Here is a 21,735-nt window from a genome sequence, read left to right as displayed (position 1 = left end):
TTCAGTAATTTGAAAACACAAATAATATCCTTTCCCGATAAGAAAGAAATAAAGCGGTTACATTTAATTATAAAGAATTTTAAAATTCTCTCAAACATAATTCTGTTCATTTGTTGCACTATTTTGATGTTTTGAAAAGAAACAAAAGAATCTCCCGATCCGCTTGCGCGATTCGAAAGATTCTTTCTGTTGTCACGGATTTCATAGTTAGCAAGCTTAAACAGCCGGGGCAGCTTCCTCGCTTTCTTGAAACTGAATCCGGTACAATTTTGCATACAAGCCCTGATGGGCCAGCAAGGATTCATGGGTGCCTTCCTCAACAATTCGTCCCTTTTCCATCACCAGAATCCGGTCGGCATTCAGTATCGTAGAGAGCCTGTGGGCAATGACCAGTGTTGTACGGTTTTGCATCAATAAATCAAGTGAACGCAGGACAAGACTTTCCGTTTCGTTATCAAGAGCCGAAGTAGCTTCATCCAGCAGCAAAAGAGGCGCTTCCCGCAAAAAAGCCCTTGCGATCGCTATGCGTTGCTTTTGCCCTCCGGAAAGCGAAGCTCCATGCTCCCCGATCTGTGTTCCATATCCTTCCGGAAGCTTTGTTATAAAATCATCGGCCCCCGCCAATCGGGCGGCTGCCATAATTTCTTCTTCCGACTTTTCTTCGCTTCCAAAAGCTATATTATCCCTTATCGTTCCCGCAAAAAGATATGGAACCTGCGGCACGTAAGTCGTAAGCTTTCGTCCCTGTTGAAGCTGGTCTTGCAGCGAGAAACCGTAAAGCGAAATGCTGCCCTGATCCGGCTGATATAGTCCGCAGCAAAGGCGAACGAGCGTAGATTTCCCCGAACCGCTCGGCCCGACAACGGCGACGGTCTCTCCGGCCTGAATTTGAAGATTCAAGCCACTAAAAAGACTTGGATTCCCCGTTTCCGCAGAGGAGGCATGCGCATAATGAACTTCCCTGAGACAAATTGCCGGCTGCTCACCGTTAACTTCGAATCCCTTGGAGACCATCGGTTCCGGTTTTGATTCTTCAGATGTCTTTGCAGCTAATTCGGTATTCGTGACAGAAACCGGGGATTCCGTGCGGCTTCCCCCTTTTTCCTCATCCACGTCGTCTTCCGTTTTCTTGTCAAGGATTTCAAAAATCCGGTCGGAAGCACCAAGCGCCTCCTGAACCGATCCCCAAGTTTGGGACATATGGACGAAAGGCCATTGAACCCTGCCAATCAATATGACGAATGCCAATACGCCCCCGGCAGTCATCCCGCCTCCCATGGCTGAATATGCTATCAGACCGGAACACATGATCATGACCGCATTATTGACAAAACCGGAGGTCTGCCACAACAGGCCGATCAGCACCGTTCTTTTCCGTTGCAATATCCCCAACTGGGCCCGCTCATCCACAAACCGTTTAAGTAAAGCATCTTCCATTCCGAAGGCACGGACTACCGTCATTCCTTGAACTACTTCCTGAAGCAATGACCTGAGCCCCGCTTCCCGGGCAAAAATTTCTACGGATAAACGACGCAGTTTTCGGTCAAAGAAACGGCTGCAGAAAAACACGACAGGTCCGGAACCTAGAGCAAGCAGTGCGATCCATACATCCGAGCGGGCCAGGTAAATAAAAGAAACCAGGGTAAGCAGCAAGTTATATAGAAGCTCATACACGATGTTGCTGACCATGCTCATCGCCGAGTTTGCATCTTTATTGTTACGCGAAGACAGATCGCCGGAATGCATACTCTGAATCTCCTGAAAGGAGAGACGGTTACTTTTGTCGAACAGCCGGGACCGCAAATCCCAGGTCATGCGGAATTGAACTACAAAGCGAAAATAATGCTGAAACATCAGACAGACCAAGATAATAACGCAAGCGATTCCGCAAAGAACCGTAATCCGGCGGAGGCCGTCCATGTCCGAATTGGTGATGGTGTCGATAAACAGTTTTTGGACCGTAGCAAAGCCTATATCTATAACCATTTTAGCGCCGAGCAAAAGAACGGCGGCCAGAAAACCGGCCCGATACACCCCAGCATAACTTACTAATCGACGAAATGCGGTCCAGACGGTTAAGGGCGGGTTACCTCCCGTATTGGTTTTGGCTGTCATAGGCTTCCTCCCTCCACCAAGACGAACGGAGCTTCCGGCGAATGCAGTCCTTTTTCCACCAGCGCCCGGTATCTTCCGTCTTCCGCCATCAGCGATTCATGATTTCCGGTTTCCAAAATCGAACCCGCTTCCAAATAATAAATCACGTCCGCATCCCTGATCGTGGACAGCCGATGCGCGACAACGACAGTGGTTCTGCCGCGCATCAGTTCACCCAGAGCCTGCTGAATAATCTCCTCATGCTGGCTGTCTAGCGCGGCGGTCGGCTCGTCAAGAAGCAGTATCTCCGGCTCGCGCACAAAAGCGCGGGCGATCGCTAGCCGCTGCCGTTCCCCTCCGGATAAGGTCAATCCCCGCTCCCCGATCACGGTTTCATAGCCTTGCGGCAAACCTTCGATAAAGGGGTGAATCCCCGCCGCACGGGCCGCCTCCTTAACCGCCGGCATATCGGCGTCAGCCCGTCCCCAGGCGATATTTTCCCGAATCGTTCCGGAGAAGAGATAGGGTTCCTGCGACACATATGCCATCCTGCTTCGCCACTCGCTGGGAGGAATGTCCGCCATGGATCCGATTTCGCATTCAATGCTCCCCTGCGCCGGCTCATAGACGGCCATCAACAGACTTAGAATCGTGCTTTTTCCGCTTCCGCTAGGTCCGGCGAAGGCGGTTACCTTTGCTTTTTCAATATTAAACGACAAGTCTTTGAGTACCGGATCATTGCTGCCATATCCGAAGGAAACCTCATGAAATGACACGGTACCCAAGTCGCCGCCGTTCTTGCCATCGCTATGGGTTCCTGCCTTCTCTTCCTTCAGATCGACAATTTCGAAGACTCTGTTCCCTTGAGCCAAAGCCGATTGCAGCTCCGTCCAGAGATTGGAGAGCCGGGAAACCGGTTGCGTAATGGAATCAAAGGTGATGAGAAAAGCCGCCACCGCCCCGACGTCCAGACGCCCCTGAATAACCAGATATCCGCCGAAGGAGAGCACGTACAGCAGGCCGCCGAGAACCACAGCGAACGGCATATTGTATCCGACCGCTTCAAGACGGGTTACCTTCAGATGAAGCGCGATAATTCCGTCCAACCGCTGCCGGAACTGCCTTCCAAGCCTCGGAGCAAGCGAAAAGGCGCGTACCACTTCCGCCCCCTGCAAGGCATCCTGGACGAAAGCCTGCTGGGCTGCCACGGCCTGTTCCCTCTGCAGATGCAAGTTGCGCATCCGGCGGCTGAACGGGATCATTACAAGCGGCAGCAGGATGCAGATCAGTAAGGTCCCCAAGGTCAAAATGTATTGCAGCGACAACAAATAGGACAACAGAAATACGATCTGAAGCAAATTGCCGAACAAGGCAATCGACTTCTCGTTGATCCCGGTTTGTGCCGCAGGCGCAGCGTCCTGAATCCGGCTGATCAAATCGGCCGAGTGATACTTCTCCAGTTCCTTTGTTTTCGAGCGCAATAGCTTTGACAGGATACTCGCCTGCAGGCTTGCCGTAGACCTGATTTCCAGCGTACCGGACAAATACGTACTGATAAAATTACCTGCCGCATCCGTAACAACTACGATAACTGCAAATATTATGCCGGAAACCAGCCCGGACAAATCCTTGTTGACGGCAGCGTTAATAATTTTGCGCAATCCTTCCGCAAGAAGCACCCCGCTCACCGCCAAAATGCCGGCCAGAAGACACAAAACAATATACCGGCCCAGATACGGCCTGCCGAGCGATATTAACCGCTTTAACGCTTTACCGGCCCCGATGCTATTTTCGGTTGTGCCGGAGTTCTCTTTAACTGCGTCGGTCCCCATTCCGTCTTCTCCCCTTCTCCTAACTGCTCATCGATACCCGTTCCCCCCTGCTGATAGTTACTCCAGCATGACTTTTGCGGTCAATGCCAGAAGTTCCCGAAGTCTCTCCAAATTCAGGTGATAGTACAAACGATGATCGCTCCTCTTAAATTCCACCAGATCCAGAAAGAAAAAGAAGTTCGCGTGATAGATCACCGCGGCCGGCGTAATCCCCAATTCCGCCGCGAGCTCGCTACCATAGCGAGGGCGTTCCCGAAGCAGCATGATGAGGTCCATTCTCCGCTTGTCCGAAAGCGCTTTGAAAAATAATTCCGCCTTTTCCCGGTCCGCCGCCGGTCCGAAAACCCGGTCATTGTGAACGCCGAAAATCACCCAGAAATACGGTCTGCCTAACGGCCACATATGATAATTCCCGACCTGGGATACGAAACTCACATGAAAGGTAGAGCGGGTGTGAAAAAGGTCCGGATCGGATTTGTGGATTTCTCTGATAAACCGCTCGGGATCCCCCTGAAAAAAGGTTTCGTATCGGATCATAGCCCGCTCGCTTTCCGCCCGGATGACTTCGGACCAATTCGCAAATACCTGGCGGTAAAATTGAGTGATCAACTGCAAATAACGCTGCTTGGTCTCTTCCGGATGGGCCAGGCATTCCAGAAGCGGCTCTTGCGCCGCTTTTACTTCCTCCAGCGGAGATATAAGCCGTACTCGCTGAATCAATCCCGGCAGATCGTCGTACATTTCTTCCCATGGACGTCCATCGAGAAGTTCTTCCATTTTGTCGTAATAGACGCCGTAAGCCATGTTCACGACCATCTTTTCCGCATCGGCATCCTTCAATAGCGCCATCCAGTCCTCCGCGCTCAAGGGCTCCGGCGAAGAAGCTATGGATTCATAAAATGCATAGTCCAAAGCTTTATGAAAAAATTCGTATTCGAAAAAAAACTGCATTTCCCGGAGCATGTGAGGCGACATTTTCTTCTTGGCATCCTCGCCAATCGTCTCGAGCAGCGGATCCAGTTCAATCCTATACTCCTCGGCCGCCTTGGCCATCTGGCTCTCACAAGCGAACATACCCATCGTTACGATCAGCTCGAACGCTTCATTGTAAGCAAAACTGATATTCTTTTTGAGTGGGACTTTCAATTACAATTCACCTTCTTTTAGATTAATTTTAAATAATACTGAATTTCATCAAGATTAAATAAATACTTAATGTTAAAATAATCCTTTTATTGCTTATTGTCAATCCTTGGATTCCATTTTTTGCCGCATGCGTCCCCATTTGAGACCGAAACCAAAAAGACCGCCTGGCCAATAGCCAAACGGTCTTTCGCTTGCAACTTACCGGGGAACGCTATCTTTTACGGGTGTGCCGAAATTCGGAGTCCCGTCTTCGTTCCAGTGAAACACCTGGGCCCGGGTATGGCGGTTCGGGTCATACAGCGGGTCCCCTGTGATCTCTTTATAATTCCGGGCGTGATAAATGATCACGTCATCCCTGCCGTCCTCCGATACCGTAAAACTGTTATGCCCCGGTCCATACTGCCCCGTAACTTCATTCGTCTCGAATACGGGCTCCGGCGATTTCTTCCACGACTTCGGATCCAGCAGATCCGCCGATTCATCGGCTGTCAGCAGGCCCATGCAATAGTTGAAATCGGTGGCGCTGGCCGAGTAGCTGATGAAGATACGTCCGTTCCGCTTGAGCACGGCCGCTCCCTCATTGACGCGAAAGCCGATGATTTCCCACGGGTACTCCGGCGTCGAAATCATCGCCTGTTCGCCGGTCAGCGTCCAAGGATTATTCATTTTGGAAATATACAAATTGGAGTTACCTTCGATGTCAGGGTCTTTTTGTGCCCATACGTAATACAGATCACCCTTATGCTCGAATGTCGTGGCATCCAAAGCGAACGATTCCCAACGGGTACGGACTTGGCCTTTTTCCACCCAGATGCCCTCGAGCGGATTCACGGCATCGTTCTCCAGCACAAACATACGGTGATCAAACAAGCCGTCTTGCGTATCCGTCGTTCTTGCTGCGGCGAAATAGATATACCATTTCCCCTGAATATGATGAATTTCCGGCGCCCAAATATTGGCGCTGAGCGGTCCGGTATCATATTTCCGCCACGCCACCACGGGAATTGCATCCTTCAGCCCCTGAATGGTAGCCGAACGCCGCACTTCGATCCGGTCGTATTCCGGAACCGAAGCCGTAAAGTAATAGTATCCGTCACTGTGTTTATAAACCCACGGATCCGCTCTCTGCTCCACAACCGGGTTGATGTATTCTCTATTTGTGTCCATGTAGGTTTCTCCTTTTAACTAGTAATCCATGTTCCAGCTACCGCGCATCCATTCCTGCGTACCGAAATGATTGTTTGTCTCCACTCCGCCCCAATTTCCGATTTATCATTTCTAACCCTTTACCGCACCCGCCGTCATACCATCGATAAAGTACTTCTGGAACGCCATGAACAAAATAAAGATCGGAACGATCGAAAAGAAGGATCCTACAATAAGCAAATCATAATTATTCCCGTACGGCGTAAGCAATGTTTTCAAGCCGATCGGCAACGTATATTTGCCTGAATTGCTAAGAACCATGAACGGCCACAAAAAGTTGTTCCAGCTGTTCATCCCGTTCAAAATCGCCATTGCGGCAAAAGAAGGCTTCATGACGGGCAGAATCAGGCGCATGTAAATTCCGTATTCGGATGCACCGTCCACACGGCCCGCAGCAATGATTTCTTTCGGAATCCCGCTTAAATACTGCCGGAAGAAGAAGATCGTCGCCGCACTCGCAATTCCGGGAAGTATAATCGCGGAATAGGAATTCATCAGCCCGATATTGTTCGTAAGCGTATATAGCGGCAGAAGCAATATTTCAAAGGGAACCATCATAATCAGAAGCACGCAGATAAACAGAAAGTTTTTCCCTTTGAATTCATATGCCGAAAACCCGTAAGCAACCGTAGCGCTGACAATTAAGGTAAGCGCAACTTGAACGACCGTCAAAAACAACGAGTTGAAAAACCAAGTAAAATAGGAATGATCGCCCGTAAACAAAAAGATAAAGTTATCAAAGCTCATTCGGGATAAATCGAAGCTTAAATTCAGGCCGTTTCTGACGAGGTCTTCGCCCGGTTTAAAAGAAGCGAGAGTAACCGCATAGAACGGAATCAACACTAACACGCAAAGAATCGCGAAGAAAACGAAGAGGGAGATTTTGAACGCAAGTTGCTTTTTCATTATTAATTCTCCTCCTTCTTAAACAGGCCGGTAAACGCCAATTGGGTCAAGTTGATGATCATCGTTATGGCGAGCAGAACAATCCCCACCGTAGCCGCATAGCCCAGGTTATTTTTCTCGATCCCTTGCCGGTACAAATAACCGACGATCGTAAGACCGATATTTTTCGGAGAGTTGTTGCCGTTCCAAAGCATCATGCTCTCAATAAACATAGCCAGACCGGCATAAATACTGATCGTGAGCACGTAAACCGTCGTCGGCTTCAGGAGCGGCATCGTGATTTTCGTAAATTGCTGGAATTTGGAGGCTCCATCGATGGAGGCGGCTTCATAGTAATCGTCCGGGATATTTTTCAAGCCCGATAAAAAGTACAGCATGTTGACCCCCGTCCATCTCCAGGTAGCCAGCACCACAAGCGCAATATAACCGGTTACCTGGCCTTTCAGGAACTTGACCGGATCCATCCCGAAAAAACCGAGTACGCTGTTAATCAGTGAAGTATCCATTTCACCGAACATCAGGCGGAAAATCGTGCCTGCCACAACTACCGACGTAAGCGCCGGGAAGAAAAAGGAAGATTTGAAAAACTCCCTACCCCACATCGATTTACTGTTAATCAGCACCGCGAACAGCATCGGAAAAGGGATCAAAATGATCAAAGTCAAAATCATGTAGATCGCGCTATTGGTAATCGCCTTTAGGAAAACGCCGTCGCTCATCAGCTTGGTATAGTTATCGAAGCCGATCCATTGCGTTTCCTGACCGAGCGTCACTTTTTGAAAACTCATCGTAAACGAGCTTGCCAGCGGATATACCCAAAAAATGATAAAAACCGCGACAAACGGCAGTACAAACACATAAGGAGCGACTTTTTGCGAGTACAAGAACCTTTTTATCATAGCTTCCTACCCCTTTTAGAAGAGAGCTGCCCGGTAAAGAGCAGCCCTCAAGTCTTGATACCATGGCTTACTTCAATTCTTGTTCGATTTGAGCCTGAGCATCATCCAGCGCTTGCTTGATGTCTTTACCATCCTCAAAAATCTCATTCAAAGTCACGGTACACAAAATGTTATTAATCGTCGGGGAAGCGGATGTTGATTTGATGAGTTTAATTTCGTCCTTGATTTCACTCAGCACGTCGAAAGGATTATTGGCAAAATATTTAACGAATTGGTTATCAGGATTGTGAGTCACATCTTTCATTTCCCAAACATCCATATTCACCGGGTCAAAACCGAGCGTGTTCCAAATTTCTATGTTGGCATCTTCAGACAGTTTGGCGAAAGCGAGAAAATCTTTGGCCAACTTAACGTCTTTCGCCGTCTTCGTCACAACGGTGCCTGTACCGCCGCCGCCAACCGATCTCGGCATCCCTTTTTCGATTACCGGAATCGGCGCAATTGCGATTTTTCCGGACAGGTCAGACATATAGTTTGTATATCTGGACATTTGCCACAAAGGCATGAAAGCAGTTACATAATTTCCTGCATTGAATTCGCCGTAAGCTTCTTCCGTGTCAGGCTGTCCTCCTGCAATGGTTGCAATCACATTATTGTCCTGAAGGTCTTTAAGAAGAGTCAACGCCTTGACCGTAGCATCAGAGTTTACAATCGGGTTACCGTTATCGTCCGTGAGGTCCGTACCTTGTTGGGCCAACAGTTGGGTTATCTGCCAAGTAGCGCTGGTATCCGCCGTGCCCATATACTTACCGGTCTTTTCATACACTTGGATTCCCGCCTGTTTGAAATCCTCCCAAGTTACGATGTTTTTATAGTCGACCCCGGCTTCTTCCAAGATCTCTGTGTTGTAGAAGGCGACCGATGCGCCGACATGAGTCGGAATACCATAGTTCTGGCCGTCTTTGCTATAAAGATCGATTCTGGATTGGACAATCGTGTCTCTGTAAGGATCAATGACATCATTAAGCGGTTCTAGTTGAGGAGTGCCTTTCAGAAAGTCCGGGAATTTGCCGAGCTCGATATCCGATATATCCGGTGCGCCTACGCCGGTTTGAACTGCAATCGAAAGCTTGTTATGCATATCATCGTATGGCATAACGGTTACATTCAACTTAATTTGCCGCTCCGGATTAGCCGCGTTCCATTTCTCCAGCATTTTCTCAAAATGCTGTCCATGCAGTTCCACGAAAGTCCAGTAGGACAATTCCGTTGCACTTTCTCCGGCACCGCCATCAAGGACGGATGTTTCCCCGCCGCTATCCCCGGATTTGTCGCCGCAAGCTCCCAAAACCGTCGTCATCACCAAAACCATCAACATAATGAACCATTTTCTCTTCATACTCGACCCTCCCAATTGATATTTGCCGGCCTAAGCCTTTTTCAAACGTATAACATTCCAGGAAGCTTTGGATAAGCGGGCATGTAGTATTCCGTCCCGGTTTTCCGCTCCTCCTCCGGAATGAGGTTTGACTTTTTCCTCGTCGGCTGTGTTCACCGCTTTCAGATCCTCGTTCTCCAGCACGATATGCTCGATAACCCGGTAATTTTCAAATCCGCGGACATCGCATTCCAAATCAAGCGCTTCCTGCAGATGACGGTTAACGGCAAAGATCGTGATTTCCTCGTCCTCTTCCCTGTAAACTACGGCACTGTCGAGATACGGCACATCAGTATAGTCCTGTGCATCATATTTCGGCGAATCGACGATCGGCTGCAGCGAAGTACCGCGGCCATAGCGGGAAGCATGCATATACGGATAAAAGATAGTTTGTTTCCAGGCCCGCCCGCCGTTTTCCGTCATAATCGGTGCGATGACGTTAACCAGTTGGGCCATGCAGGCCATCTTTACGCGATCGGCATGGCGGAGCATCGTAATCAGCATGCTGCCTACCAGAAGCGCGTCTTCGAAGTTATATATATCTTCCAATTGAGGCGGACCAACGCTCCAAGGCTCGATTTTCGCGTCCGCATCATTGGAGTGATACCAAACATTCCATTCATCGAAACTGAGATACATCGTCTTCTTGCTGCGTTTCTTCGCTTTGACGTAATCGCAGGTGGCGCTCACCGTTTTGATGAAATGCTCCATATCCATCGATCTGGCCAAAAAGTTGGCCGTATCGTTGTCCCGGTTGCCGTAGTACTGATGCAGCGAGACGAAGTCGGCAACTTCATACGTATGATCCAGCGTAACCGCTTCCCATTCCGGAAAGGTCGGCATGCCGGTACTGGAGCTGCCGCACGACACGAGTTCGATGTCCGGATCCACAAGCCGCATGGCCTTTGCCGTTTCGTAAGCCAATCGGCCGTATTCTTGCGGCGTCTTCTGGCCGATTTGCCAAGGACCGTCCATTTCGTTCCCCAGGCACCAAGTTTTGATGCGATGCGGCTGCTCAAATCCGTGGCTCCGGCGCAAGTCGCTCCAATAGCTGCCTCCGGGATGGTTACAGTACTCCAGCAGATTTCTCGCTGCGTCAACGCCCCGGGTGCCAAGGTTAACTGCCATCATCACCTCGGAGCCAATCTCTCTAGTCCACTGTGCGAACTCATTCGTGCCCACCTCATTCGGCTCCACCGTCCGCCAGGCCAATTCCAGCCGCTTTGGACGATCCTTTACGGGACCGACGCCGTCTTCCCAATTATATCCGGATACAAAATTCCCTCCCGGATACCTTATAATGGGTACATTCAATTCTTGAATCAGCCTTTTTACGTCATTGCGAAATCCGTTACTGTCCGAGGTCGGATGGGAAGCCTCATAGATGCCTCCGTAAACGGCCCTTCCCAGATGTTCTATAAAAGAACCGTAGATCCGGGGATCGATTTCGGCGATCTTGAACGATTTGTCCACAACCATTTTTGCTTTGGGCGCTGTTGATGCTGATGACAAGTCTATCACCTTCCGTTTTAAATAATCCTAAACCATTTCGAAATAACTTGAATGAATCCGCTTACAGGTATAAAATAACACATAAGAAGTAACATGTAAATACATAAACCTAAATCTTTTTATGTTTTTATAAATAAAATGGGATAATCCTTAAAAACGGTTAGTATTATAGCTTTTTATATGTAATTTTACGTTTTTATCGTTATTTAACTTCATATTTATATAAAATAAACCACTAAAACAATACCATCATTCGCTAAATTTTTAAATATTTTTACAATTATAGATTTAAAGCTTTATTAATCGACCGAGTTAGTTTATAATTATCTAAAATAAAAGATTCAATTATTTCCTATTGGAAGAGGGTTATTTTAAATGATCTACATCAAGGATTTGATGAGTGGGATCGATATCTTTAAAGCTTTAAGTTCTGAGATCAGAATTCAAATCCTCGAACTGCTTGCCAAAAATCAAGCCTTGAATTTGAACGAACTGGCCACGAAGCTCAATCTCAGCAATGGCGCTATCACCATGCATATTAAAAAACTCGAAGAGAGCGGCCTGATCGAGATTAATACTTCCGTGGGAAAACACGGCATCCAGAAAATCTGCTACCTGAACAAAGACAAACTAATGGTCGATCTTAGAAGCAAAGATGTGGAAAACCTGTACGAAGTAGAGATCCAGGTGGGACATTACAGTAACTATCAGGCGGTTCCGACCTGCGGGTTGGCTACCAAGGACAGCATTATCGGCGACTTTGACGATCCCCGGTACTTCGCCGATCCGCAGCGGATCGATTCCGAGATCATCTGGCTCGCCGAGGGATTCCTGGAATACCGGATTCCGAATTATCTCAAGCCGAATCAAACGTTTCGGGAAGTTCAGTTCTCCATGGAACTCGGCTCCGAGGCACCGGGATTTAACGACAACTACCCGTCGGACATTTATTTCTATGTCAACGGAATCGAAATCGGCTACTGGACCAGCCCGGGCGATTTCGGAGATGCGCGGGGGACGTTCAATCCCGATTGGTGGCCGCCCCACCTCAACCAATACGGGATGCTCAAACTGATCCGCATCAACAATGAAGGAAGCTTTATCGACGGTTGCCGGATTTCCGATGTTACGCTCGATCAAATCCAACTCGATTACAAAAGCGAGCTTACGTTCCGCATCGCCGTAACCGACAGATCGGTCAACAAACGCGGCCTCACGATCTTCGGCAAAAATTTCGGCAACTACAGCCAGGATCTGTTAGCCCGCGTGCTATACAATGTAGTTGAGTAAAGTCTGGGCCAAGATTTCTAAAATGCCGCCCAAATGAAAACGAGGAATACCCCTCTCCCGGGGCATTCCTCGTTTTGTTTAGTTTCCCAAGAACAAACTTGGCGCAGCTGCGCGCAAACGGCTCGTCGTCTACTCCGAGCTCCTGCCGGCCCAGTTGGCGCCGTTTACTATCAGGTTGGCATATTCGGCATGCATGAACGAAGGCAAATGATGCCCCGGCATGAGATAAGTCATCCTCCCAAGTCCAAACGAGCGTGCCCAGGCCGCAGGCCATTCCTGCCCTTCATGCCGGTAGGTCAACAACACCTCATGATCGCTAAAAGAATCGATATCAAATCGGTAAGGCTCCTCTTCCAAGGTGAACGAAGATATCCCTGCCATAATCGGATGACAAGATTTCTGAACCTGAAAATCCAGTCCTTGATAGGCCGGATGGCCGGTAAACCGGGCTCCGATCATCTGCGCCGCTTCCGGACGGGCTTGTAACGAGATCCCGTTATGCAGCACCAGCAAGCCGCCGCCTTCGGCCACAAAGGTAATCAGCCCCGCCGTTTGCGCAGATGTCACCGGGTCGTCCCACCGATCCGCATAAGAAATGCAAAGTTGGTACCGTTTAATATTTTCATGCAGCAGGTTGTCATAGTTATCACTCGCCGTAACTTGCCACTGTTCTCCAATAATTTGCTCCAACCGCTCCTCCACCGCTCCGAGGGGATGATAAGGAGCTTCCAGGTAATCTCCGATCAACAGCGCCTTCGGTTTCGAGTTACTCATCATGATGGTAGTTGTCCTCCTTCCGCTTCACGCCCGCCTCTTACCAAGGCATAGCCTCCCCGTAGACATCGATGTATTCAAGGCCGCCGTTTAAGCTATTCGTGTCGCCTTCGCTCTTTATCTCCGTACTCCGTCCGATCCGGTCCAGGATCAGGCCTATGATTCTCTCGGCCGATTGAGCCGGAGTCAGCTCTGCGGCAGCATCCACCTCACCCCGCATAAAAGTCCGAACCCAGCCGGGATGGATGATCAACACTCGTCCGCCCGCTTCCTTCAGTCCGTTGTACACCAGGCTAGACTGCATATTGAGCGCTGCCTTCGACATGCAATAGGCAAACCAGCTGCTGCGGTGATTTTGCCCGATGCTGCCGGCTTCCGAAGAAATGTTGACAATCATCTTCGGAACGCCGTTCAGCAGGAGCGGAACCGCCGCCTGCGTCACCCGCAATGCGCCAAGCGCGTTCACATTGAATACTTTCAGCATTTCCCCGAAGTCCAACTCGTCCAGGACGGTGGCTTCGATGTCGCCCAAAATTCCCGCATTGTTGATCAGGATATCGATTGAATCGCTCAACTCGCTCACGGCCGCCGCCGCTTTCTTCACGCTTTCGTCGCTGCCGATGTCCAGGTCGACCAGCGTCAATCGGTCTTCAAATCGCAGCCGTAATTGATCTAACGCCGATTCATCCGCTTGGTACCTGCCGGCGAACACGCGGCAGCCTTGATTCAGGAGACGTTCGACCAGCGCCAGCCCGACGCCGTGATCCGCACCCGTTACCAGAGCCGTGTACTCCATGTTACCGCCCACTCTCCTATATTCATCCTTTCCAGCGAGGATAAGGCTATTATTCAATACCCATTGTCCACGTTCCCGGAGCGTTATGCAACCGCTTTATAAATGAAGGGGCATATGAATCACGGATATAGAAAAGCCCCGGGGGGCGAGGCAACAGTCATGAATAGGCGGGCTAGGGCTATGGGCAGGAACTGAATATAGGACGAATAGGAGACAAAACCAGATTCCTTAACGGACCGCCGTAATCGTCAACTCCGTCCCGTGGGTATCCCGGGAGTTGCCTCCGACAAGCACGGCTACGCGGCACGGTTCCACCGCGAATCTCATGTCCCGGTTCCATACCCCAAGCTCTTCACGGCCCAGGGTAAAGCTGACCACCCGTTCTTCGCCGGGGAACAGCTCCAGCTTTTGAAAAGCTTTAAGCTCGACCAAACGCCGGGTGATACCGGATTCCCGCGCACGGATATACAGCTGGACGGTTTCGGCCCCGGCACGGGTCCCGACGTTTTTGAGCCGGACTGTTACCGTTATTCTGCGGCCCGCTTCCAGTTCGGCTACGGTAATTTCTTGCCGGGACAAGCCCGCCTCCAGATATTCGAACTTTGTGTAACTCAGCCCGTAACCAAAAGGATACAGCGCTGCGGAAGGCATGTCGACATAAACCCGCGGGCGCCCGGGATCTTTTTGATTGTAGTAAACGGGAAGCTGTCCCGAGGACCGGGGAAGCGATACCGGCAGCTTGCCGCTCGGGTTCGCCTTGCCAAACAACAGCTCGCCGAGCGCACTTCCGCCTTCCGGTCCCGGATACCAGGCGCACAGGACCGCGCCGCAATGCTCGTCGACCCCGGTCAGGGCATGCGGCCGTCCCTGAATAATCACCGCCACCACCGGTGTCCCGGTGGCTGCCACTTCCTCGACCAGCCGCCGCTGCAAGCCGCCGAGCGAAAGATCCGCGAGGTCCACGCCCTCCCCGCAATCCATTTCCGACGGGTTGCCGTTCGACACAATGGCCTCGCCATTGCTGTCAAACTCCCCGTCGAAGCGGCGGGCGCTGCTGCCGCCCAACACCAGCACGCACACGTCTGCGTTCTTCGCGGCCCCCACCGCTTCCGCCAGGCCATCCGCGGACAGGTCGCGGATACCGCAGCCGCGGGCGTATACGATCTCCGCGCCCGCAGGCGCTACCGACCGGATCCCCTGCAGCACCGTGCTCCCGCTGCCTTCGCGCTGGACGCTCGTATAATCGCCGAGCTGGTTATACAGCCGGTCGGCATTGGGACCGATGACCGCGATGCGCTTCCGGTCTCCCCCCAGCGGCAGCAGACCGCCCTCGTTCTTGAGCAGCACGGCCGATTCGCGGGCCAGCTGCAGATTCACTTCGCGGAACTCCGGCCTGCCGACCATAGCGATCGGTGTCATCTCGTTGACATACGGGCGGTCAAACAATCCCAGCCTGAATTTCAGGCGCAGCACCCGCCGCACCGCCCGGTCGATTTCTTCTTCAGACACGAGCCCTAGCTTGACGGCCGCTTCCAGCGTCGAAAAAGCCGTGTCCCACAGGCTCAAATCGACGCCCGAGTCCAGCGCGAGAGCCGCCGCGGATTCATGGCTGCCCGTCAGTGCCAGCAGCCGGTCTATTGCGCAGCCGTCGGCCATGACGATGCCGTCAAAGCCCCATTCGTCGCGCAATATTCCCGTGAGCAGCGGCTTGTTCGCATGGCATGGCACGCCGTCGATCTCGTTATACGCCGCCATGAACCCGGCGGCTCCCGCTTCTTTCCCGGCCTGGGCCGCGGGAAGATGAATCTCGCGCAATTCCCGCTCGCCGATCGGCGCGGGACCGGCATTGCGCCCGCCCTGAGCGGTTCCCTGCGCGCAAAGATGCTTGAGGACCACCGCGACTTTGCCGATGGCGGAGAGGTCCTGCGGGTTGTCGCCCTGCATCCCCCGCACGGCGGCTTCCGTAAACCGCGAGGCCAGATACGGATCCTCGCTGAAGCATTCCTCGGACCGGCCCCAGCGCGGGTCGTGGAGAATATCCAACGCGGACACCAGTCCCACATGGGCTCCGCGGCTGCTGATTTCGGCCGCCACATATCCGTAGGCCTCTTCCATCAGCGCCGGATTCCAGGTTGCTCCCACGCCCAGATTCACCGGAAGCATCGTGCCGTCCAGTGCCTGATGCCCGTGGGGACACTCCTCCGTTAACAGCACGGGAATCCCGAGCCGGGTATGCTCCATCATGTACTTTTGCACCATATTGGCCGCTTTCGCGCTATCGGCGGCCGTAATCCCGTTGCTATAATTAACGCCGGACCAGGGATCGCTGCGGAACAAGCCGTAGAGCGCCCCCATCCCGCCTCCCCGGGCGACTTCTTTTTTAAATTCCTCGGTCAGGACAAAACCGTCCTCCCGTTTGGCATAAGCGTTCCATCCATACATGCGCTGATTAAGCTGTCCCACTTTTTCCTTAAGGGTCATTCTTTCCAACAGATCGCTGATTCGCTCTTCAACCGGCACCTGTACCGTTTTATATTTTTCCATCCCGCGTCTCCCCCGCTTCGTACTAATGATACGGGCTCTTAATTTCTCTGGCTGCCCGCGTCCCTGGTTGCGCTTAGCCCGCGGTATTCCTTCGGCGTCATTCCCGTATACGATTTAAACACGGAAACGAAATACTTGTACTCCTTGTATCCCACTTTATCCGCCACTTCAAAAACTTTGTCATGCGTTGTGGCCAGCAGGGCTTTGGCCTGCTCCATGCGCATTTCGTTCATGTATTCCGTAAAACCTTTGCCCGTGCTCTGTTTGAAAATATAGCTGAAATAGCTCGGCGTAATTTTCAGCCAGGACGCCACCTCGGATGCTTTCAGATCCGTACGGTAATGCTCGTTCATATATTTTTTGGCCTTCTCGATAATCCAGTACGATTTATCGATGCCATGGCGGTCAATTTGCCGGAGCAACTCCTGCATCTCTTCCCGGACCATCGTCTCCAGCGAGGCATACGAGTTGAAGAGGTTCAAATCCGGGTTGGCTTTGTGACCGTAATCCAGTTCAGTCATGCCGCTTTTCCGCAACCGCTGCCGGAGCAAGGCCGACAATTCCTCATAGGCAAGCAAAATGTCCCCCGGCAAAAAGACTTCTTTTCGGAAAAATTCAAACATCCCCTCCACCCGTGAAGCGACTTCATCGTGATCTTGTTTAAACATGGCCGCAAGCAGATTTTTCGCCATATCGGCGGCATCGAAGGCCGGCAGATTCCGCCCCTGCTCGATAGTATCCCGGTATTCGGGCAATAGCAGGGCTTTGTCCTCCACCACGTGATACGGAAGCAGCCCGTTCGCTTCGGCGCAGCGCTGTGCCGTCTCTTCGAGATCGTCATACGGCTCGGAAGCCGCACAGTACAGGCTGCCTTTCCGGAGTTCCGGCAGTGCCTGTTCCAGCAGTCCGTCCCATGTCTTCTTATCCAGCCGGACATCCGACACGGCCAAAGTAACCAGAAGGTTTTCGTGGTCGAACACGGAAACCGCGCGGAGGAACGGATGTCTGAGTTCCGTATGCAGTCTTTGAATCCAGTCGTTCTGAATTTCCCGATAGCGCTCCGGGGGCTGTTCGCCAAACCGTTCGACAAAGCTGTCCAACTGCGTAGCCAGTACGCGGAACTGCGTGCCTCGCAAGGATGGCGGGGCTTCTTTGCCGTAGGGGATGCCGTGGCGCGCCATATTCGACAGCCACAGCTTCGCTTCCTGGACGCCCCCGTCCCTCGTTTCGGCTTGGATGTCGGTAACGATCCTTTCCACAACCCGGGTCAATTCCTCGATTTCGACCGGCTTGAGCAAATAATCGCTAACTCCCAAACGGATGGCCTGTCGCGCATATTCGAAATCCTCGTAACCGCTGATCATGACGATACGCACTTCCGGGAACCGCTCCTTCAGACGCTCAGCCAGTTGAAGCCCGTCCATGCCTTCCATCCGGATATCGGAAAGCACCACGTCCACCTCATGTCCTTCGACGAACCGCAGCGCTTCCGAGCCGTCATAAGCTTCTCCCATGACTTGAATGCCGAGTTTCTCCCAATCGATCGTGCGCCGCAATCCTTCGCAAATCACGGGCTCGTCGTCCACGATCAGCATTTTGATCCAGTTGTCTTTACGCTCCAATTTACTGTTCATGCCGCTCACCACCATGATCCTGACTTTCTCCCGAAGGAATCCTCAATCGTATCCAGGTTCCTTCCGGAGAGGTACTGACGATTTCCAGGCCATAGCCCGGTCCGAAAAAGATCGAGAGCCGTTCATGGATGTTAGCCATGGCTCCTCCTACGTTGTCGTCCTTGTTCCGGCCTTGAAGCAAGGCTTGCATTTCTTTTTTCCGCGCCGGGGTCATTCCCTTCCCGTTGTCGATCACATCGATCCAGATTTCCTCGAAGGCGGCATAACCGTTTACCAGGATTTCATTGACCGGTTTCGACCGGTCAAACCCGTGCTTGATGAAATTCTCGACCAACGGCTGGATCGTCGCTTTAAGAATCAAAGTATCCTCCAGACCGGGTTCCGTATTCAATCTATAGCTAAGCTTGTCTCCCAAACGGTGCTTTTGAAGATATAAATAAGATTGGACAAACTCCATTTCCCGTCTTAGCGTAGTCTCGTAGTTACCGTTATTTACGCTGGAACGAAAAAATTTCGACAGCATTTCGATCAATTGGCTAGACTTGTCCGCCTTTTCCAATCGGGCTGTCCACCGGATCATATCCAGCGTGTTGTAGAGAAAATGCGGATCCATCTGGTTCTGCATCAGCTTCAGCTCGGATTCGCGTTCCCTCAGTTCCAATTTGTATTTATGTTCAATGAGCTGTTGAATCGTAGACACCATTTCATTGAATTTATGGTTTAGCTCAGCGATCTCGTCCCGGGATTCGATCGGTACGCGTGCGGTAAAGTCCCCGTGGGTAACCCGGTGCGTCTCTTTTTTCAGCCTCAAAATCGGGGTAATGATCGTATAATGAAATCCGATCAGCGCCGTCAGGCCGAGCAGCAAGATCGCGGTCAGGATAAACAGCATCAGCCATTTGACGCCGCGAAATTCTTCGGCCACCGTCGCCTCGGGAATCATGGCGACGACATTCCAGCCGGTATTATTGATCGGCTTATACAGCGTCAAATACCGACTGTCATTTACCGAATAATTAAAATACCCTTCCCGTCCGGTTGCCAGCTTGCCGAGCAGCATCTCGTCGGGCCTGAAATTCTCGCTCAGCCTGTCTTTGGAGCCCAATATGATCTGACCTTGCCCTCCGATGATAAATACGCTGCCCGCTCCATCCTCAAATATGCCCTTTTCCAGCAAACGGAGGATGCTGGCTTCATCCATCCGGATCGTCAGCCTTCCTAGCGGCTTGGTAATATCGTTGTACGAATTCAGAATCCGGAACATCGAGATCAGTTGCACTTCGCCATACCAATCGCTGTTCAAGCCATAGCCCTCCGTCCAAATGATGGCGCCTTTACCGGCTTCGGCCTGCCGCACCCATTTGGATTCGTCTCCGCTGAACGGTTCGCCCATCTCGATGGAACTGCCGTTGTAACCGGACACTTCGATGGAGCGGATATAGCTTCGCGACATAAGCTGAAAGGTCAGAAACTCCTCGATATTCCTTTTGAGGTTGGCTCTCTGGTCGGTTTTCAAGGGAGGAGACGTCCTCAGGAAATTTCGCATATCAGGACTTAGAATGAGATAGTTCGCTATGTCTTCCACCATTTTCGTCTGTTCCCCGAGCTGGCTGGTCACGTTGTCCAGATTGCGTTTGGTAGAATTAATGAATTGATCCCTTAACACTTGATTGAATTTATATTGTACGACAACGCCGACGCCAAAGGTTGGCAAAATGACAAAGAGCAGGAAGATGACGAGCGCTTTTCGCTTCAGTCCGAAATTTCCGAGGTATTTTCTGTAGCGTATCTTCATGTCGTATCTTCCCCTCCTCACTTTCGCCCGGTTTAGGTTTAGCCCTTAACCGCTCCCGCCGTCATACCGTTAACGAGCTGTTTCTGCAGCAGCAGGTAGAATATCAGGATCGGGATCAGCGCAATCGTCAGCGCGGCCATCTGCAAGGTGAGGCTAGCCGTTTCGATGCCGACGAAATTGGCCAACCCGAGCGGCAGCGTTTTAAGTTCCGTCGAGGTGATCAGCACGAGCGCGAATAAGTACTCGTTCCAGTTATAGATAAAGTTCAAAATAATGACCGTGGCCAATGCCGGCCTTGTGATCGGCAAAATGATCGACCAGAAGATCCGGTATACCCCCGCGCCGTCCATGACGCCGGATTCCTCCAAATCTTTGGGAAACCCCCGCATGAAGCCTTCCAGGATAAAGACAGTCAGAGATAAGTGAAATGCCGTATAAGGCAAAATCAGCGACCAGTACGTATCGAGCAAATGCAGTTTTTGCATGATCAAAAATATCGGAATCAGGGTAGCATGGATCGGAACCAGCATCCCCAGCAAGAATAGTCCGTAGGTCATTCCCTGAAGTTTGAATTTAAACCGCGACAGGAAATAGGCGGCCAGCGCCCCCAGCAACACGGTAACAAGCAGGGAAACAAACGTAACGATAAGACTGTTTAAAAAGTACACGTTCATATTGGCTACTTCCCAAGCCTTGGCGTAGTTCGAAAACTGCAAGGCTTTCGGAAACGAAAACGGATCTGCCGCATATTCCTGCTCCTTCTTGAAGGAGTTGACTACCATCCAAAAGAGAGGAACTACATTAATAATAGCGAACAGGCTTAAAAATGTGTATGCAAAAAACTGAAACGGCCCGGATTTTCTCCTCATGGTGCATTCCTCCCTTCCTTATGCATCTTTCTCCCGGCCAAGCCGGTTGATCAGTGAAATGACGATCAGACTAAACAGCAATACCAGAATGGATACCGCACTGCCGTAGCCGTAGCGCATATTGATAAAGGCGCTGTTGTACATGTAGATCGTCATGACTTCCGTCTGATGCGCAGGTCCGCCGCCCGTCAAAATCTGAATCAGGTCAAAGACGCGGAAGGAGTTGCTGATACTGTAAACTACGCCTACCATAATCGTTCCCCGGACCATAGGGATCGTAATCCGCAGGGTCCGTTTCAATCCGGTTGCCCCGTCCAATTCGGCGGCCTCGTTGACTTCATCGGGTATATTTTGCAGCGCGGCCAGAAAAATAACCATGTACAATCCGCAGTTTTGCCAGATATACGCGATGCTGATCGACAGCATCGACCATGTCGAGTCGCCGAGCCAGTTTTGCTTCCAGCCGTCCAGCCCGATCATCCCCAGCAGGTTGTTCAGCATGCCGTATTCCGTGTTGTACACCATCCCCCAGATCAGGGAGACCATGACCGACGAAATAACGACCGGCATAAATCCGATGGTACGGAAGATGCCCGAGCCTTTCAGCCCGCGGTTAAGCAGCAGCGCCAGCAGTAAGCCCAGCGGAATTTGGCCGATCAGGCCGGTCACCATGATGATGACATTGTTTTTTACCGACAGCCAGAAGGTGTCGTCACCTAAAATTTTCACATAGTTATCGAGCCCGGCAAAGGACATGGAGCCGATTCCGTTCCAATTCATCAGAGAGTAGTACAAGGACAACCCGATCGGAACGATGGCAATACCCAGATAGATGATCAGCGCCGGAAACAAACCGAGGAAAATGGCAAATTTGGTCCCTCTTAGCGTTTGCATCGGGGATTCCTCCTTTTCTTCGCACCCTGGACTTCCAAGCCCGATGAAACAAGAAAACCCGGAAGAACGGGTTTTCTTGTCCCCTTCGGATTCAAACGTCAGGGTG

Annotated in this window: 16 protein-coding genes; 1 reads left to right on the top strand and 15 read right to left on the bottom strand. The window is 51.2% G+C overall.

The features are described from left to right. Positions 1–216: 216 nt before the first annotated feature. From ACLB09_RS00830 to arfA, 8 genes are all read right to left on the bottom strand, one after another. Complete coding sequence (locus ACLB09_RS00830) at positions 217–2,115, bottom strand: ABC transporter ATP-binding protein (RefSeq protein ID WP_410767854.1); 1,899 nt, start codon at positions 2,113–2,115, stop codon at positions 217–219. Further along, a complete protein-coding gene (locus ACLB09_RS00825) occupies positions 2,112–3,926 on the bottom strand; it encodes an ABC transporter ATP-binding protein (RefSeq protein ID WP_410767853.1) in 1,815 nt (604 codons plus the stop codon). Before ACLB09_RS00825 ends, ACLB09_RS00830 begins: the two co-directional genes overlap by 4 nt. Before the next feature lie 57 nt (positions 3,927–3,983). Beyond that, positions 3,984–5,072 (bottom strand): ArsR/SmtB family transcription factor, encoded by a 1,089-nt coding sequence (locus ACLB09_RS00820; RefSeq protein ID WP_410767852.1) that lies wholly within the window; start codon positions 5,070–5,072, stop codon positions 3,984–3,986. Between the two features lie 198 nt (positions 5,073–5,270). Beyond that, on the bottom strand, positions 5,271–6,239 hold the full coding sequence (locus ACLB09_RS00815) for a glycoside hydrolase family 43 protein (RefSeq protein ID WP_410767851.1): 969 nt from the start codon (positions 6,237–6,239) through the stop codon (positions 5,271–5,273). Positions 6,240–6,350: 111 nt separating this feature from the next. Further along, positions 6,351–7,184 carry a carbohydrate ABC transporter permease gene (locus ACLB09_RS00810; RefSeq protein ID WP_410767850.1) on the bottom strand — a complete coding sequence of 278 codons (834 nt, stop codon included), beginning with the start codon at positions 7,182–7,184 and terminating at the stop codon, positions 6,351–6,353. A gap of 2 nt (positions 7,185–7,186) precedes the next feature. Next, the gene (locus tag ACLB09_RS00805; protein WP_410767849.1) at positions 7,187–8,083 is read right to left on the bottom strand and encodes a carbohydrate ABC transporter permease; all 897 of its coding nucleotides are present in this window, start codon (positions 8,081–8,083) and stop codon (positions 7,187–7,189) included. Between the two features lie 67 nt (positions 8,084–8,150). Beyond that, positions 8,151–9,482 carry an ABC transporter substrate-binding protein gene (locus tag ACLB09_RS00800; RefSeq protein WP_410767848.1) on the bottom strand — a complete coding sequence of 444 codons (1,332 nt, stop codon included), beginning with the start codon at positions 9,480–9,482 and terminating at the stop codon, positions 8,151–8,153. A 30-nt stretch (positions 9,483–9,512) separates the two neighbouring features. Continuing rightward, positions 9,513–11,000, bottom strand: coding sequence for an arabinosylfuranosidase ArfA (gene arfA / locus ACLB09_RS00795; protein ID WP_410768967.1), 1,488 nt, complete (start codon positions 10,998–11,000; stop codon positions 9,513–9,515). A gap of 408 nt (positions 11,001–11,408) precedes the next feature. Here arfA and ACLB09_RS00790 point away from each other — a divergent pair, with 408 nt between their 5' ends. Beyond that, positions 11,409–12,323, top strand: coding sequence for an ArsR/SmtB family transcription factor (locus tag ACLB09_RS00790; protein WP_410767847.1), 915 nt, complete (start codon positions 11,409–11,411; stop codon positions 12,321–12,323). A 129-nt stretch (positions 12,324–12,452) separates the two neighbouring features. Here ACLB09_RS00790 and ACLB09_RS00785 read toward each other — a convergent pair whose 3' ends face one another. From ACLB09_RS00785 to ACLB09_RS00755, 7 genes are all read right to left on the bottom strand, one after another. Further along, a complete protein-coding gene (locus tag ACLB09_RS00785; protein WP_410767846.1) occupies positions 12,453–13,100 on the bottom strand; it encodes a ThuA domain-containing protein in 648 nt (215 codons plus the stop codon). Positions 13,101–13,137: 37 nt separating this feature from the next. Continuing rightward, positions 13,138–13,893 (bottom strand): SDR family NAD(P)-dependent oxidoreductase, encoded by a 756-nt coding sequence (locus ACLB09_RS00780; protein WP_410767845.1) that lies wholly within the window; start codon positions 13,891–13,893, stop codon positions 13,138–13,140. A gap of 228 nt (positions 13,894–14,121) precedes the next feature. Then, a complete protein-coding gene (locus tag ACLB09_RS00775) occupies positions 14,122–16,437 on the bottom strand; it encodes a glycoside hydrolase family 3 N-terminal domain-containing protein (RefSeq protein ID WP_410767844.1) in 2,316 nt (771 codons plus the stop codon). 38 nt (positions 16,438–16,475) lie between these two features. Beyond that, positions 16,476–18,071, bottom strand: coding sequence for a response regulator (locus ACLB09_RS00770; protein WP_410767843.1), 1,596 nt, complete (start codon positions 18,069–18,071; stop codon positions 16,476–16,478). Then, the gene (locus ACLB09_RS00765) at positions 18,061–19,866 is read right to left on the bottom strand and encodes a cache domain-containing sensor histidine kinase (protein WP_410767842.1); all 1,806 of its coding nucleotides are present in this window, start codon (positions 19,864–19,866) and stop codon (positions 18,061–18,063) included. The genes ACLB09_RS00770 and ACLB09_RS00765 overlap by 11 nt, the downstream gene beginning before the upstream one ends. 38 nt (positions 19,867–19,904) lie before the next feature. Continuing rightward, a complete protein-coding gene (locus ACLB09_RS00760; protein WP_410767841.1) occupies positions 19,905–20,735 on the bottom strand; it encodes a carbohydrate ABC transporter permease in 831 nt (276 codons plus the stop codon). Positions 20,736–20,753: 18 nt separating this feature from the next. Next, a complete protein-coding gene (locus tag ACLB09_RS00755) occupies positions 20,754–21,629 on the bottom strand; it encodes a carbohydrate ABC transporter permease (protein WP_410767840.1) in 876 nt (291 codons plus the stop codon). Between the last annotated feature and the right edge of the window lie 106 nt (positions 21,630–21,735).

Source organism: Fontibacillus forbon (genome assembly GCF_046559655.1).
Taxonomy (GTDB): domain Bacteria; phylum Bacillota; class Bacilli; order Paenibacillales; family Paenibacillaceae; genus Fontibacillus.
The sequence above is the reverse complement of the archived record's forward strand: the minus strand, read 5'-3'. Positions and strand labels throughout refer to the sequence as shown.

Coding starts and splice junctions, on each gene's coding strand:
- ACLB09_RS00760 (WP_410767841.1), bottom strand. CDS start 20,735: ATGAGGAGAAAATCCGGGCCGTTTCAGTTTTTTGCATACACATTTTTA.
- ACLB09_RS00785 (WP_410767846.1), bottom strand. CDS start 13,100: ATGATGAGTAACTCGAAACCGAAGGCGCTGTTGATCGGAGATTACCTG.
- arfA (WP_410768967.1), bottom strand. CDS start 11,000: ATGGTTGTGGACAAATCGTTCAAGATCGCCGAAATCGATCCCCGGATC.
- ACLB09_RS00800 (WP_410767848.1), bottom strand. CDS start 9,482: ATGAAGAGAAAATGGTTCATTATGTTGATGGTTTTGGTGATGACGACG.
- ACLB09_RS00830 (WP_410767854.1), bottom strand. CDS start 2,115: ATGACAGCCAAAACCAATACGGGAGGTAACCCGCCCTTAACCGTCTGG.
- ACLB09_RS00765 (WP_410767842.1), bottom strand. CDS start 19,866: ATGAAGATACGCTACAGAAAATACCTCGGAAATTTCGGACTGAAGCGA.
- ACLB09_RS00775 (WP_410767844.1), bottom strand. CDS start 16,437: ATGGAAAAATATAAAACGGTACAGGTGCCGGTTGAAGAGCGAATCAGC.
- ACLB09_RS00790 (WP_410767847.1), top strand. CDS start 11,409: ATGATCTACATCAAGGATTTGATGAGTGGGATCGATATCTTTAAAGCT.
- ACLB09_RS00825 (WP_410767853.1), bottom strand. CDS start 3,926: ATGGGGACCGACGCAGTTAAAGAGAACTCCGGCACAACCGAAAATAGC.
- ACLB09_RS00810 (WP_410767850.1), bottom strand. CDS start 7,184: ATGAAAAAGCAACTTGCGTTCAAAATCTCCCTCTTCGTTTTCTTCGCG.
- ACLB09_RS00805 (WP_410767849.1), bottom strand. CDS start 8,083: ATGATAAAAAGGTTCTTGTACTCGCAAAAAGTCGCTCCTTATGTGTTT.
- ACLB09_RS00815 (WP_410767851.1), bottom strand. CDS start 6,239: ATGGACACAAATAGAGAATACATCAACCCGGTTGTGGAGCAGAGAGCG.
- ACLB09_RS00770 (WP_410767843.1), bottom strand. CDS start 18,071: ATGAACAGTAAATTGGAGCGTAAAGACAACTGGATCAAAATGCTGATC.
- ACLB09_RS00755 (WP_410767840.1), bottom strand. CDS start 21,629: ATGCAAACGCTAAGAGGGACCAAATTTGCCATTTTCCTCGGTTTGTTT.
- ACLB09_RS00780 (WP_410767845.1), bottom strand. CDS start 13,893: ATGGAGTACACGGCTCTGGTAACGGGTGCGGATCACGGCGTCGGGCTG.